The organism is Acidimicrobiales bacterium (assembly GCA_033344915.1).
GTDB lineage: Bacteria > Actinomycetota > Acidimicrobiia > Acidimicrobiales > Aldehydirespiratoraceae > JAJRXC01.
In genome coordinates, this window is record JAWPML010000001.1 from 4,073,911 (window position 1) to 4,088,213 (window position 14,303).

General features: G+C 68.9%; 12 protein-coding genes. 8 read left to right on the forward strand and 4 right to left on the reverse strand.

Features of this window, described 5'->3' with window-relative positions:
* The first annotated feature begins 14 nt into the window (after positions 1–14).
* Positions 15–1,433 (forward strand): sigma 54-interacting transcriptional regulator, encoded by a 1,419-nt coding sequence (locus R8F63_19810; protein MDW3220855.1) that lies wholly within the window; start codon positions 15–17, stop codon positions 1,431–1,433.
* On the opposite strand, the gene R8F63_19815 is transcribed toward R8F63_19810, so the two are convergent.
* From R8F63_19815 to R8F63_19825, 3 genes are read right to left on the reverse strand one after another with little or no spacing between them, the layout of a single operon-like run.
* On the reverse strand, positions 1,434–2,648 hold the full coding sequence (locus tag R8F63_19815; GenBank protein ID MDW3220856.1) for a family 1 glycosylhydrolase: 1,215 nt from the start codon (positions 2,646–2,648) through the stop codon (positions 1,434–1,436).
* Entirely contained in the window at positions 2,629–3,468 is an 840-nt protein-coding gene (locus R8F63_19820; GenBank protein ID MDW3220857.1) for a MaoC/PaaZ C-terminal domain-containing protein, read from the reverse strand. Before R8F63_19820 ends, R8F63_19815 begins: the two co-directional genes overlap by 20 nt.
* 32 nt (positions 3,469–3,500) lie before the next feature.
* Entirely contained in the window at positions 3,501–4,127 is a 627-nt protein-coding gene (locus R8F63_19825; protein ID MDW3220858.1) for a TetR/AcrR family transcriptional regulator, read from the reverse strand.
* Between the two features lie 91 nt (positions 4,128–4,218).
* Between R8F63_19825 and R8F63_19830 the strand changes: the two genes are divergently transcribed.
* From R8F63_19830 to R8F63_19855, 6 genes are all read left to right on the forward strand, one after another.
* On the forward strand, positions 4,219–6,255 hold the full coding sequence (locus R8F63_19830; protein ID MDW3220859.1) for a hypothetical protein: 2,037 nt from the start codon (positions 4,219–4,221) through the stop codon (positions 6,253–6,255).
* Positions 6,256–6,332: 77 nt separating this feature from the next.
* Entirely contained in the window at positions 6,333–11,426 is a 5,094-nt protein-coding gene (locus tag R8F63_19835; protein ID MDW3220860.1) for an EAL domain-containing protein, read from the forward strand.
* Between the two features lie 121 nt (positions 11,427–11,547).
* Entirely contained in the window at positions 11,548–11,841 is a 294-nt protein-coding gene (locus tag R8F63_19840; protein ID MDW3220861.1) for a WhiB family transcriptional regulator, read from the forward strand.
* A 117-nt stretch (positions 11,842–11,958) separates the two neighbouring features.
* Positions 11,959–12,141 carry a twin-arginine translocase TatA/TatE family subunit gene (locus R8F63_19845; protein ID MDW3220862.1) on the forward strand — a complete coding sequence of 61 codons (183 nt, stop codon included), beginning with the start codon at positions 11,959–11,961 and terminating at the stop codon, positions 12,139–12,141.
* Positions 12,142–12,153: 12 nt separating this feature from the next.
* On the forward strand, positions 12,154–12,675 hold the full coding sequence (locus R8F63_19850) for a sigma-70 family RNA polymerase sigma factor (protein MDW3220863.1): 522 nt from the start codon (positions 12,154–12,156) through the stop codon (positions 12,673–12,675).
* Positions 12,672–13,514: a zf-HC2 domain-containing protein gene (locus R8F63_19855; protein ID MDW3220864.1), complete on the forward strand. Its 843-nt coding sequence runs from the start codon at positions 12,672–12,674 to the stop codon at positions 13,512–13,514. Before R8F63_19850 ends, R8F63_19855 begins: the two co-directional genes overlap by 4 nt.
* 6 nt (positions 13,515–13,520) lie before the next feature.
* Here R8F63_19855 and R8F63_19860 read toward each other — a convergent pair whose 3' ends face one another.
* Entirely contained in the window at positions 13,521–13,766 is a 246-nt protein-coding gene (locus R8F63_19860) for a WhiB family transcriptional regulator (protein ID MDW3220865.1), read from the reverse strand.
* Positions 13,767–13,996: 230 nt separating this feature from the next.
* Here R8F63_19860 and R8F63_19865 point away from each other — a divergent pair, with 230 nt between their 5' ends.
* A complete protein-coding gene (locus R8F63_19865) occupies positions 13,997–14,281 on the forward strand; it encodes a hypothetical protein (protein ID MDW3220866.1) in 285 nt (94 codons plus the stop codon).
* Positions 14,282–14,303: the final 22 nt, after the last annotated feature.

Here is a 14,303-nt window from a genome sequence, read left to right on the forward strand (position 1 = left end):
CTAGGGTCGCCGCCATGTCGAGACCAGAGACCCTCGGTGCCCTGCGCGACAGCGGTTGGGTGTCCACGCCGCTCCGCGAGGAGATCCGCCGCAACGCGATCGAGCGGATTCGGTCCGGCGAGCCGCTGTTCCCCGAAGTCCTCGGCTACGAGAACACCGTCACGCCCCAGCTCGAGAACGCCCTCATCGCGGGGCACGACATCATCTTCCTCGGCGAGCGGGGCCAGGCCAAGACGCGGATGATCCGTGGTCTCACCGGCCTGCTCGACGAGTGGATGCCGATCGTGGCGGGGTCCGAGATCAACGACGACCCCTACGCACCCATCTCGCGGTACGGGCGGGACCTCGTCGCCGAACAGGGCGACGACACGCCGATCGCCTGGGTGCACCGCGACGAGCGCTACGGCGAGAAGCTCGCCACCCCGGACACCGCGATCGCGGACCTCATCGGTGAGGTCGACCCGATCAAGATCGCCGAGGGTCGCTACCTGTCCGACGAGCTGGTGCTCCACTACGGCCTCGTGCCCCGCACCAACCGCGGCATCTTCGCGATGAACGAGCTGCCCGATCTCGCCGAGCGCATCCAGGTCGGCCTGCTCAACGTGCTCGAGGAACGCGACGTGCAGATCCGCGGCCACAAGGTGCGCCTGCCGCTCGACGTCATGCTGGTCGCCTCCGCGAACCCGGAGGACTACACCAACCGCGGCCGGCTCATCACGCCGCTCAAGGACCGCTTCGGCTCCCAGATCCGCACCCACTACCCGCTCGATGTCGACACCGAAGTGGCGATCGTCGAGCAGGAAGCGGACATGCCGACGATCGACGGCGTCGACGTGGCCGTGCCGAGCTTCATGACGGAGATCTGCGCCAACATCAGCCACGCGGCGCGTGCCAGTCAGCAGGTCAACCAGCGCTCCGGCGTCTCCGTGCGGCTGTCCATCTCGAACACCGAGGTGATGGTGGCCAACGCGGTGCGCCGCAGCCTGCGCTCCGGTGCGACCCATGTCGTACCCCGCGTCGTCGACCTCGACGCGCTGCCCGCGTCAACCTCCGGCAAGATCGAGATCGAGACGCTCGACGAGGGCCGTGACCACGAGATCCTCGAGAACCTCGTGCGGGCCGCGACGCTCGCGGTCTTCAAGGACCGCGTGCCGCCCGACACCCACCGCGCCGTCGTCGACGCGTTCGAGGGCGACGTCGTGGTCGACACCGGCGAGGACGTCACCGACGAGGCCTACGCCGGCCTGATGGAGCAGATCCCCGCCTTGGCCGTGCCGGTCAAGGCGCTGCTGGCCGACGAGGACGCCGCCGACGCCGAGTCGCCGGCCATGGTCGCCAGCGCGATCGAGCTCGTGCTCGAGGGTCTGCACCTCTCCAAGCGGCTCAACAAGGACGGCTCCGGCCAGAAGTCGCAGTTCCGAAGCCGCAGCTGATCAACCGCGGGCGGCGTCGCGGAACGTGGCGGCAGCCGGGCGGTGGGATCGGTCACGGCGCAGGAGGCCCCGCGGGGCGTCGAATCCCTTCTTCCACTCGTAGCCGTCGACGCCCGCGTCGTGGAAGTAGCCGCAGAGACCGACGTCGGCGGCGGCTTCGCGCACATGGGCGAGACCTCGCGCGAGCTGATCGTCCTGCCAGGCGTCGTCGGTCGTGGCGATGCCGTGGCCGGCGACGGCGATCGAGTGATCGGGGAGTGTCTCGACAGTGCGGTGGATCGCCTCGGCCAACTCATCCGGCTCGGGCGCGAAGCCGTCGGCCGCTCGGCGGGCATCGGGCGGCCACGGCCCCAACGCGCCCTGCGGGCCGACGCCGATCGGGTGATCGTGGACGATGCCGACGATGTCGACCTCGTTCACGAAGGCGGGGACCTCCGTGGTCGGCCGACCCTCGATCTCGAGCATGCCGTTCGCGTGGGCGCGCAGCCAGGTGCCCCAGAGCAGATCGTCCCAGCGGCGGGTCGCCTGCTCGGCCTCGACCGGGATGCGGCCGTCCTCCTCGGCCCGCGCGTGCACCGGGTCGGCGCGCCACGTGGTCATCACCGACTGGCGACCGGACGACAGCAGCCGGACCGCGTCGTGCACGGCGAGGATCGCGCCCTCGACGGCCTCGCGCATCCACCGGGGATCGGTGCGCCCGGGTGGTCGGGTCCCGAGTCCGTAACCCCGCAGGGCCCAGCCGATGGGGTCGTCGATCGGCACGAAGCCGTCCGCGAACTCGTCGAGTTCCTCGGCGACGCGGTCGACGTGGCGGGCCCAGAACCGGCCGCGGGCGCCGGCATCGCGGTGCCCGCCCTCGTCGTCGAGATACCACCCGGGCAGCGAGGTGTGCTGGAGCGTGAGCCAGTTGCGCAGGCCGGCGTCGCGAGCCGCGGCGAGGATGTCGCGGTACCGATCGAGCGCGTCGCTGTCGAGGCGTCCCTCCTCGGGTTCGATCCGGGCCCACTCGATCGTGACGCGCCAGTCGGTGCAGCCGAGCTCGGCGAACTGGGCGACGTCGTCGCGGAAGTCCTCGTGGAGGCCGAACCCGTCGCCCGAGCGCGGGGCGCGGCCGTCGCTCTCCCACTCGGACCAGTCGGCGTAGGGCGACACCCCCTCGGCGGAGACCGATGAGGAGGTGACGCCCCAGCGGAACTCAGCGGTTGGTGAAGACACCGGCGTCGAAGACGACGCGGTCGCCGACCCGGGTCTGGAACAGCGTCTCGTCGCCCTCGTTCCACATGTGGACGTCGAGCGTTTCGCCCGGCATCACCGGTGACTTGAACCGGCCTCCCATCGAGCCGAAGCGGTCCGGGTCCGAGTCGCAGAGTCCGTGCAGCAGGGCACGGCCGGTGAAGCCGAAGGTGCACAGCCCGTGCAGGATCGGCTTGTCGAAGCCGGCCATCGCCGCGAACGACGGGTCGGAGTGCAGCGGGTTGCGGTCGCCGTTGAGGCGGTAGAGCAGCGCCTGGTCGTCCCTCGTCTCGTAGCTGATCACCTGGTCGGCGTCCCGTTCGGGCAACGCCCAGTCGCTCGCCGGGCCGCGGTCGCCGCCCCACCCGCCCTCGCCCGAGATGAAGAGGCCGCTGCGCGAGGTCCACAGCGGGTTGCCGTCCGCGTCGGTCACGGTGGTCTCGAGTCGGACCAGCGCCGCCTTGCCCTTGTCGTAGATCGCGGCGACCTTTCCCTGGCCGACGGCGGTCCCCGCCGGCGGCACGGTCTGGTGGATCTCGATCGCCTGCTCGCCGTGCAGCAGCGCCGCGAGGTTGAAGTCCCCGAACTTCGGCATGCCGCCGGAGCCCATCACGACGACCTGCGTCGGCAGCGCCTTCTGTTCGGTCTCCTGGGTGTTCTCGGTGGTGAACTCCAGCTCGAACCCGGTCGGGTCGGTGACGCCCGCGCCGACGCCGAGGGCGTAGAGCAGGCTGTCGTCCGACGTCCAGGTGATGGTGCCGGGTTCGGACGTGTTGCCGACGGCGTTCGGGTCGATGGGCATGGTTTCTCCTGTCGATGGGTGGTGTGGGCGGTTCAGGGGGTGGGCGCGGCGAGCGTCGCCATCGCCATCGCGGTGATGCGGTCGGCGAGCCGATCGGCATCGAGATCGGCGGTCGCCGTTGTCGTGATCAGGCCGATCGCCCCGGACACGAGCACGCGGGCGTCCGCGTCGGTCAGCTCGGGTCTGGCCGAGCGGAGTTCGTCGCTCCACTCGGTCGACCAGGCCCGGAGCCGACGGGTCATCGGCGATCGGCGCTGCGAGGACAGATGGCGGGCTTCGCTCGTCCACACCGAGATCAGCGCCGAGCGTTCGAGGGCGACGCGGACATAGGCGCGGACATAGCCCTCGAGGACACCCATCGGGCCGGAACCCGAGACGCGGGCGTTCTCGTTCGCCTCGTGGACCTCGTCCGCGGCCATCTGGATGGCCTCCAGGAGGATCTCCTCCTTCGAGGAGAAGTGGCGATAGATGGCGGGACCGCTGACGTCGACGGCCTTGCCGATGTCGTCGACCCCGGTTGCGGGATAGCCGCGCTCGTGGAACAGGTCGATCGCGGCCGCGAGGATCAACTCCCGGCGGTTCGACGGTCGCCGCGACGGCGCCGCGTCGACCGCGTCCGCGAGGGCGTCGTCATCGAGTGGGCGGGCGGCGTCCGACATGGTTAGTGAACGTTAACAAGAGTGAGGAGGCGGGTCGAAGCCGAGGCGGGACGATGGGTCCGAGGCGGTGACGGCGGGTTAGGGTCCGGACATGGTCTTCCGTCGTCGTCGCCGCCAGCGGCGTCAGCCGCCCCACTTCACCTATTCGCGTTGGGACGGTTCGCAGACGGGCTTCCAGGTCGACGCCGACCATCTCTTCGACGAGCTCGCCGACGACCTGCTCTACCACGGCGACGTCAACAACGCCCTGCGCCAGATGATGCAGGGCGGCATGCAGGACATGGACGGGCGCCGGATGGAGGGCATCCGCGACATGCTCGACAAGCTGCGCGAACGCCGCCGCGACATCCTCGACAAGCACGACCTCGGCGGCGTGTTCGACGACATCGCCGACGCGCTGCGTGAGGTGGTCGAGGAGGAGCGTCAGGCGTTGAACGACATGGTCGAGAACGCCGCCGACTCCGGCGACGAACGGCGAGCCGAGCTCGCGAGCGACTCGGCCACGATGAAGAACATGGAGCTCGACATGCTCCCGCCCGACCTCGCCGGACAGGTCAAGGGGCTGCAGAGCTACGAGTTCGAGAGCGAAGAGGCACAGCAGAAGTTCGAGGAGCTGATGGACAAGCTCCGCGAGCAGCTGATGCAACAGCAACTCGACCAGATCGCCGACGGCGTCAACAACATGTCGCCCGAGGACATGCAGCGCATGAAGGACATGCTGGCCGAGCTCAACAACATGCTCGAGCAGCGGGCCAACGGGGTCGAGCCGGACTTCGAGAAGTTCATGGAGGACTACGGGGACTTCTTCCCGGAGAACCCGCAGACCCTCGACGAGCTGCTCGAGGTCATGGCCCAGCGGATGGCACAGGCCCAGCAGATGATGAACTCCATGTCGCCGGAGCAGCGCCAGCAGCTCCAGGAGCTGAGCAACCAGCTCATGGAGGACATGGACCTCAACTTCCAGATGAACCAGCTGGCCGACAACCTGCGCGAGCAGTTCCCCCAGATGGGCTGGGGCCAGGGCTACGACTTCCAGGGCCAGGACCCGCTCGACATGCCCCAGGCGATGGACATGATGGGCGAGTTGGGCGACATCGATCAGCTCGACAACCTCCTGCGGGGTGCCACCAATCCCGGCGCACTCGCCGAGGTCGACATCGACCGGGCCCGTGACCTGCTCGGCGACGAGTCGGCCGAGTCACTCGAGCGCATGGCCGAGCTGGCGCGCATGCTCGAAGAGGCCGGGCTGATCGAGAACCGCGAGGGGCGCTACGAACTGACGCCTCGGGCCATCCGCAAGATCGGCAACGGTGCCCTCGAAGAGATCTTCAAGCAGATGTCCGACGACATGATGGGCAAGCACGAGCTCCACAAGGCGGGCCAGGGCCACGAGCGGGAGTACGAGACCAAGGCCTACGAATACGGCGATCCGTTCAACCTCCACATCGAACAGACGCTGCGCAACTCCATCGCCCGGTCCGGCGGGGGCACGCCGGTCCGTCTCCATCCGGACGACTTCGAGATCGAGCGCACCGAACAGCAGGTGCGGTCGGCCACCGTGCTGATGCTCGACATCTCGATGTCGATGGCGATGCGGGACAACTTCCTGCCCGCGAAGAAGGTCACCATGGCCCTCCATTCGCTGATCTCCAGCCAGTACCCACGCGACTTCCTCGGGATGGTGTCGTTCAGCGAGGTGGCCCGCGAGTTCAACGCCGCCACCCTCCCCGAGCTCAGCTGGGACTATGTGTACGGCACCAACATGCAGCACAGCTTCCAGCTGGCCCGCAAGATGCTCGCCCGTGAGACCGGCACGAAGCAGATCATCATGATCACCGACGGCGAGCCCACCGCCCACATCACGAAGTCCGGCCAGCCGTACTTCAACTATCCGCCCTCACAGGAGACGGTGGACCTCACGCTCGCCGAGGTCGCCAAGTGCACCCGCGAGGACATCCGCATCAACACCTTCGTGCTCGATGTCACCCACTACCTGCGTCACTTCGTGGAGCAGATCTCCCGCATGAACGGCGGCCGCGCCTTCTTCACCACCAACGACAACCTCGGCGACTACATTCTCCATGACTTCGTCGAGCACAAGAAGTCGATGGTGCGTGGAAGGCGATAGCGCTGAACGACCCTCAGCCTCAACGTGACACCGCCGCCGCCGATGGGCAGGGGGTGAGTGCATCCGGAGGGGAGACCGTGCGTCCCGAAGTCGGTTCCGAAGCGTGGCACCAGTTGATCGCGGGCGAGCTCCAGCGGTCGGTGGTCGAGCTCGCCGATGCCCCCCTCGACGGGTTCGACGAGGTGCTGGTCGACGTGTTCGGCCGGTTCGGCCGCCTTCTCGGGGCGAATACGGTCGGCGAGGCCACGACGACGGACGAAGGCGTCGTGTGGTTCGACGACACGCTCACAACGCTGGAGGAGGTCGAGGCGTTCGGTGTGATCGCCCGCTCGCTGGAAGAGGTCACCGGCCTCACCACCGTGAAGGGTCCGCGAGGCTGCCCCATCGTCGCCGCGCCGGCGAACAGCGGAGGGTTCTCGAAGTTCACCGCCTTCATCGGCGAGCCCGGCTGCGTGCCCGGCGTGGACATCCTCCGCGCCCTCGGGATGCTCAGCGCGATCGTGGGTGCCGCCCGCCAGCGCATCTGCGCCGAGCGCGAGCTGCGCGACCGGGCCGAGCGCCAGGACCGTCTCAACGAGCTGTCGGAGATGGCGGCCACGGCCACACCGGATCCCGAGACGCTCGAAGCCATGCTGGAGCTGGCGCGCACGTCGCTCGACACCACTGCCGCCTCCACGCTCGTGCGCGACGGCGACGAGTTCGTGCTCGTCGCGTCGACGGACGTGTTCGGCGAGCGACCGGTGCCGATCGGCACGCGGACCAGCGACACCGTTGCCCGCTTGCTCGAGAGCGCCAACGCCGGCCATCTGGTGCGCCCGCTCGAGGACTTCGTGCGATCGCCCGACGCGCTGGTCAACTCGGTCGGCGACGTGCTGGTCGTGCCCCGCTACGTCGGTACCGAGGTGGCGGGCGTCGTGGTGTTCATGGACGCCCGCAACCGCACGTGGCTCGAGGAGGACATCGAGTTCGCGAAGTCCGTCTCGCGCAGCATCCAGAATCTCGTGCTGCGAACCGACATGGATGCCCGCCTCCGCCGTCGACACGAGCTCGATCGGATGATCTCGGCGGTTGCGACGATCGCGGCGCGGACCACCCTCGAGGCACTCGACGAGGTCATGGAGGAGACGCTCCGACTCGCCATCGAGGGATTCGGGCTCACGGGCGCGAGCATCTGGGCCTCCGTGGACGATCGGGCCGTGCGGGTGGCCTCACGCGCTGCCGACGGCGAGCTCAGCCACGATCGGGTCAGTGCACCCTTCGACGAGGATGGCGGGCGACGACTCGTCGAGAGCGGTGTCCGATTCGTCGAGGTCTCCTCCTTCGAACTGGACGGTCCGCCGTTGACGCCCTCCGGGACGGGGCTGGTCGTCCCGATCGGGGTCGCTCCCAGCGGCTTCGTGGTCTTCATCGCCGACGACAAGACCTGGACCGACGACGAGATCGCCGCGGCGAAGGCCCTGGCGTCCCTCGCCGAGCAGACGCGTGTGCGCCTCCGGGGAGACGCCGCGATCCACGAGCGCCTCCGGGGCGAGGCGCTCACGGCCGCGGTTGCCGCCGCGGCCGTCGACACGACCACGGCCAACGTGGACGAGCGGGTCGCGACGATCCTGCGGCTCGTGCAGGACCACTTCGGCGTGGTCGAAGCGTCGATCTGGCGGTTCGGTCCCGACACGATCTGGTGCGACGCTGCCGTGCGAACGGACGGACGTCCCGCCGCGGCGGGGTGGACGATGCCGCTGCCACCTGGCGACGGCATCCGATCACGGGGCTGGGGGATCATGCGGCTCGGGTCGCTCGATCTGGGCGACAACCGGCAGCTCGATCCGGACGACACCAAGCTCCTGGTGGTCGGCTACGGCAGTGCCGTCGATCTCATCGGCGGAGTGGTACTCACCGACCACACGGGCCGCTGGTGGCACGAGGAGGACATCGCGACGGTCCGCAGTGTCGGCGCGATCATCGGGCAGCTCCACCTCCGTATCCAGTACGCCCGTCGACTCGAACGCCAGCAGTCGATCGAACGGGTGCTCGCCGACACATCGGCGCGCTTCGTCCACGCCACGCTCGACGATGCGAACCAGGTCGTGGAGGACGGGCTCGAGGAGCTGCGCCGCCACTTCGGCCTGGCGTCGCTCACCCTGCTCCACCTCGATCGTCCTTCCCTGCAGATGCAGGTGTCGTGCGAGGTGACCGAAGACGGCCTGGCGATGCTCGCCTCGCTGCCGCCCCTCGACCGCGATGCACCCGCCATGGCCCGGATCCTCGATCCCGCCGCGAGTAGCCGCTGGCCGCTGAGCGATCTCTTCCCGACCGCACCGGCCGGCATCGAGACCATCGTGCTCCCCACCGTTCGTGGCCGCGACGTCGTGATGCTCGTCGCGACGGTACGCGCCGGGAGCACCTTCTCCGAGGACGCGGAGCCCTCGTTGCTTTCGATGGTCGGTTCGATCGCCCAGCTGCGCCGTCGTCTCCTGCTCGAGCGGCACTCCCGGCGGCGGGCGGAGGCCGATCAGCTGGTCGGCTCGATCGCGCGATCGTTCATCGAGCAGCCTCCTCACGACCACAACAGTGCCGTCGCGGAGGCACTCGAGCGCATCGGTACGTTCTTCGGGCACGTCGCGATCAGCTACTGGGACGTGCCGGCCGACGAACCCTTGCGTCGCGTCTTCGGATGGTCGGACCCGGACCACGCCGACCTCGATGCCTCCCGGATCGAGGTCTCCGGCGCGGGTCACCCATTGTCGAGTCTGCTCGCGACGTCGGCCGAGTCCGAGGTCGTGGAGCTCGGCGCCCACGCGCCGATCCCTGAACTGAGCAGCCACACGATGCTGATCCAGCGTTTCGGGTACGACGACTTCGAGTGCGGACTCGCGGCCCAGATCGCCCGGCCGAAGCACCAGATCGACGATCTGGACATCCAGCTCGACGTGCTGGAGAACGTCACGCGGCTCGTCGAGCAGCTCTGGCAACGGGCGGACGCCGAGTTGCTCGTCAGCCGCAGACTCCAGCACGAGGATCGGCTCCGTCGATTCGCCACCACGCTCCTGTCCGTCGATGCGGATTCCAACGAGACGGCCGAGGCGGCGTTCGCCGAGCTTGTCGCCTCGGTCGGCGTCGATCAGGCCACCATCTGCCGCTTCGCGGCGGGGCCGGAAGGATTCGACTGTGACGCGGTGCTCCATGTCGCGAAGGACGGCGTCGGCGCGCTCGACGAGCGCTTCCAGTCGTTCGTCCTGCCGCTCGGGTTCACGGACCCCGCCACGGCGCCGCACTTCTCCGCGTCCGCCACCCAGTGGCCGATCGACGAAGCGCCGGCCGGGACCCAGCAGATGCTGCGAGCCACGGTCCCACCGGGCCCGCGTCAGATCGCGTTCCTGCCCGCGCCGGGTTCGGACCATCGGGGCGACGGCAGCTACCTCACCCTGTCGCGACCGGGCAATGGCCCCTTCGCGGCCGAGGATCTCGAGCTGTTCCGGTCGGCCCACTCCATCCTCGTGCAACACGAGGCCCGGGTGGCCGCGGAGCGCTACTTCGGTGCGGCCTTCAATTCCGCGCCCGTCGGGATCAGCCTGCGCGACCGCGACCTCCGGTTGCTGCACTGCAACGCCGCCTACTGTGATCTGCTCGGGCGCAGCCACGACGCACTCGTGGGGACGGACCTCCACGAGGTGATGCCGCGTGACATGGCCGATCAGCGGGTCGAGCAGCTCGCCGATGCCCACGAGGGCAGCAGCGAGACCGAGTCGGTCTACCGGCGTCCGGACGGCACGATCCGTTGGGCATCGGTGCGTTCGACCGCCATCACGATCCCGGGCCGCCGTGGTCCTCTGTATCTCAGCTACGCCGAGGACATCACCGACCGCCGCCGCAACCGCGAGATGCTCGAGTACCAGGCGACCCATGACGAGCTCACCGGTCTCCCGAACCGGCGATCACTGGTCGCGGAGATCGCCCAGGAGCTGGCGCACCAGAGCGACTGTGCAGTGCTCGTTCTCGACCTCGACCGCTTCAAGGTCGTCAACGACTCGCTCGGACACAGTGTCGGTGATCAGCTCCTCATCACCTGCTCGGACCGGATCCGCCTGTCCCTGCGGCCCGGCGATGGTCTCTGCCGGCTCGGCGGCGACGAGTTCGCGATCCTGCTCCGCGCCCCCGCCGACGCCCATGCCGCCGGCGTGGTCGCCGACCGACTCCTCACCCTGTTGCGCGAGCCGGTGATCGTCGGCGACGACGAGGTCTTCCCGAGTGCCTCGATCGGCATCGCGATCCCGAACGAGGGTGACTCCGTCGAGGACCTGCTTCGTCATGCCGACGCGGCCATGTACCAGGCGAAAGGCCTGGGCCGGGATCGCTGGGAGGCGTTCGACGGGTCGATGCGCCAGGCCGTCGTCGATCGCATCCGCACCGAGACCGATCTGCGGCGGGCCATCGAGAACGGTCAGCTCGAGGTGCACTATCAACCCGAGTTCCTGCTCGAGACCGGCGAGATCGTGGGCACCGAGGCGCTGGTCCGTTGGCGCCACCCGGAGCGGGGTCTGCTCGCCGCGGGCTCGTTCATCAGCCTCGCCGAGGAGACCGGTCTCGTCGTCGACCTCGGACGCTGGGTCCTCACCCAGGCCACGTTGCAGGGGGCCGCGTGGCTCGCGGCCGGTCACGACATCATCACCCGCGTCAACTTGTCGGCCCGCCAGCTGCGCGGCGCCGTGGTCGCGGAGGTCGAGGAGGCATTGCGCCACGCCGGGCTTCCCGCCAACCGCCTGTGTCTCGAGCTCACCGAGACGGCGATCATGGACGACGTGCAGGAGTCCGCGCGCATCCTCGCCCGGTTCCGTGAACTCGGGGTGCAGGTCGCGATCGACGACTTCGGCACCGGTTTCTCGTCCCTCGCGTACCTGAAACGGTTCCCCGTGGACATCCTGAAGATCGACCGCACCTTCGTGGACGGTGTGGGAGTCGATCCCGACGACACAGCCATCGTCCGATCCGTGATCGGTCTGGCCCGCACCCTGCGGTTGGAGGTCGTCGCGGAGGGCATCGAGGACGCGTCCCAGGTCGGGGAACTCGTCCGGCTCGGGTGCGTGCGGGGGCAGGGCTTTCACCTCGCGCGTCCGGCTCCGGCGGAGGATGTCTCGATGCTCCTGGCCGGCACCAGGGCGCCCATTCGCGAGTAGTCCTCGCAAAAAACCCCTTCGCGGCCTTTACAAGAGCGGAAACACAGTGATGTAATTACATCCGTGGCAGCAGGGCGGAGGGGATCCACATCCGGATCCCGTCGAGCGCCACGGAGGATTCATGGCCATCACTTCCGACACCGAAGCCGAGGAGAAGGCGTGGCAGGACTACGCCAACTGTCTCGGAGTCGATCCTGATCTGTTCTTCCCCGAGCGGGGAGCGTCCACCCGCGAGGCGAAAGAAGTCTGTCGAGGGTGCGTCGTTCGCGACGACTGCCTCGAATACGCCTTGCAGAACGGCGAGAAGTTCGGCATCTGGGGCGGGATGAGCGAGCGGGAGCGCCGCCGGATCCGCCGTCAGCGGGCCCTGGCCCGTGCCGCGGCAGCTGCCCAGGCCGGCTCCGTCACCGCCTGATCGACCCGATTGCGCTCAGGGTCGGCCGTCACCGGCCGACAATCTTCGTGAGCGGCTTTCGTCGAATCTTGCGCGGCCCTCATACGTTCTTCACGTCTGAAGGGGTACTGTCGGACCATGCTCGCCATCATCAACGGAAATGAATGGATCTATCTGCTGATCCTCGTCGTCGTCGTGTTCGGGGGCGCCAAGATTCCGCAGCTCGCTCGCTCACTCGGGCAGGCCCAGAACGAATTCAAGAAGGGTCTGTCGGAGGACGCCGACGACAACGACGAGGACGACGCCAAGTCCAGCAAGTGATCCACCGTCACCGTGCCCGGTGACACCCAGCGAGGATCGGCCGATGCCGTTCCCACGTGGGAGGAGGTCGCGCGTGACCACTTCCGATTCATGTATGCCGTCGCGTACCGACTGGCGGGGAACCAATCCGATGCCGAGGACGTTGTCCAGGAGGCGTTGCTCCGGGTGAAGCGGGGCCTCGTCACCTACACCCCCGGCTCACTCCAAGGATGGCTCGCCCGCATCGTGACCAACGTGTTCCTCGACGAGACCCGGCGCCGCAAGCGGCGACCGCAGACGGCCCTGCCCGACGACCCCGATCGCGTGATCGCGGGCGGACCCGCCGCGGACGAGGACCTCGCCATGCGGTCGCTGCCCGACCACATCCAGACCGCCGTGAACCAGCTGGCGGACGAGTTCCGCACCGCCGTGGTGCTCTGTGACGTGGCCGGGCTCAGCTACGACGAGATCGCTACCCACACGGGCGTGCCGGTCGGGACGGTCCGCTCGCGGGTCCACCGCGGCCGCTCGCGACTGCGGGAGCTGCTGACATGATCGGCGAGTTGCTGTCCGCCCACCTCGATGGTGAGCTCGACGACGCCGAGCGGGCCGCGGTCGACGCTGCGCTCGCCGCCGACGCCGCGCTCGCCGCGGACTACGAGGACCTGCGGCGGGTGCGGGCGTTGTTGCGCGGCGAAGCGGTCGACCCGCCCGGCGGCGTTCAGGAGCGCGTCGTCGCGGCCGTCGACGCCGTGCGTGCGGTCGATGCGGTCGAGGATGCGCCCGCCGTCGTCGTCTCGCTGCGAGCGCGGCGCCGCGTCCCCACGTTTGCCGCCGCTGCCGCCGCGTTGGTGATCATCGCCAGTGTGGTGGGTGGTGTGGGCGGGGCGAACGCACTGCCCGCGATCGGTGACCTCGTCTCCCAGCACGAGGTCGCAGCGGCCGTCGTGGAGGGCGCCCCGATGCCCGACGAGATGATGGCCATGGCCGAACTCCCGATGGACGACGCGATGGCGGCTGCGCCGCCGATGCCGGGGGACGTCGAGATGGCCCACGCCTTCTCGAACGGGCCGACGATCCATCTCGTCTACGTCACGTCCGCCGGCGAGCCCATCTCGGTGTTCCGCCACGAAGGCGACGCCGACGTCGATGCCCTCGGGTCGGGGTCCGTCGTCCGCGCCGATGAGGCGTCGATGTGGTCGGCGCCGCGCGACGGCGCCTACGTCGCGGTCATCGACGGCAGCGGGTACGTCTGGGTCGTCGTGAGCGCCGAGCCCCACGACGCGATGATGGACGACATGATGCACGACCTGCCGAGCCGGTCGCCCTCGTTCGGCGAACGACTCCGCGATGCGGCCGACGTCGTGGCCGAACCGTTCCGCGTCTGGGACTAGAGGGTCTCAGCTCGCGAGCGCGATGGTCTCCTGGCGACGCGCCTTCAGGATGCGACGCCGCTGGCGCTCGCTCGTGCCACCCCACACGCCGTGGTCGATGCGGTTCCGCAGCGCGTACTCGAGGCAGCGCTCCTGGACCGGACAGCCGTCGCAGATGCGGCGGGCCACCTCCACACCGACGCCGTCGGAGGGAAAGAAGGTGTCCGGGGGGTGGGTGGCGCAATTTCCTGCGGCCATCCAACTGGTGTCCATGGGGGATTCTCCTTGGGCTCGGGTCCGCACGCTGACGCCCGCACTGCCGAAAGCCCGCTCTCGGTAGTGGTAGTACGCCCAGATGACGGGGAAAGTTCCCGTAAAACATGATTCGACCGACCCATGCCACCCACTGAAGCGATATCCCCACTCTGCGTGTGAATTTCCGGAGAGTTCGCGGAACCAGCGGGCGTGAGGCGGGACGAAGCTGCTCGTTTACACTGGCGTCCATGACCGACACCGCAGACCTCGAGACCGACGAGCCGCCGATCGGCCAGGCGACCATCGTCTATCTCGGTCCGACCGCGCCCCACTGGGAGATCCGGGCCGTGTACGGCGAGCGCGACGTGATGGACGGCTTCCGCGACCGGGTCAACGCCCGACTCCTGCTCCTCCCGCCGCACGATCCCCAGTTCCGTCGCAATCGCGAGCGGGTGAACCGCGACGGTGAGCGCGAGCGCATCGTCGTCGAGTGGGACCTCGGCTACCCGGAGGACGACGAGGCCACTGCGTGACGCCGGGGACGGGCGGCAACGC

Coding starts and splice junctions, on each gene's coding strand:
- R8F63_19840 (MDW3220861.1), top strand. CDS start 11,548: ATGGCCATCACTTCCGACACCGAAGCCGAGGAGAAGGCGTGGCAGGAC.
- R8F63_19830 (MDW3220859.1), top strand. CDS start 4,219: ATGGTCTTCCGTCGTCGTCGCCGCCAGCGGCGTCAGCCGCCCCACTTC.
- R8F63_19865 (MDW3220866.1), top strand. CDS start 13,997: ATGACCGACACCGCAGACCTCGAGACCGACGAGCCGCCGATCGGCCAG.
- R8F63_19810 (MDW3220855.1), top strand. CDS start 15: ATGTCGAGACCAGAGACCCTCGGTGCCCTGCGCGACAGCGGTTGGGTG.
- R8F63_19825 (MDW3220858.1), bottom strand. CDS start 4,127: ATGTCGGACGCCGCCCGCCCACTCGATGACGACGCCCTCGCGGACGCG.
- R8F63_19820 (MDW3220857.1), bottom strand. CDS start 3,468: ATGCCCATCGACCCGAACGCCGTCGGCAACACGTCCGAACCCGGCACC.
- R8F63_19860 (MDW3220865.1), bottom strand. CDS start 13,766: ATGGACACCAGTTGGATGGCCGCAGGAAATTGCGCCACCCACCCCCCG.
- R8F63_19855 (MDW3220864.1), top strand. CDS start 12,672: ATGATCGGCGAGTTGCTGTCCGCCCACCTCGATGGTGAGCTCGACGAC.
- R8F63_19845 (MDW3220862.1), top strand. CDS start 11,959: ATGCTCGCCATCATCAACGGAAATGAATGGATCTATCTGCTGATCCTC.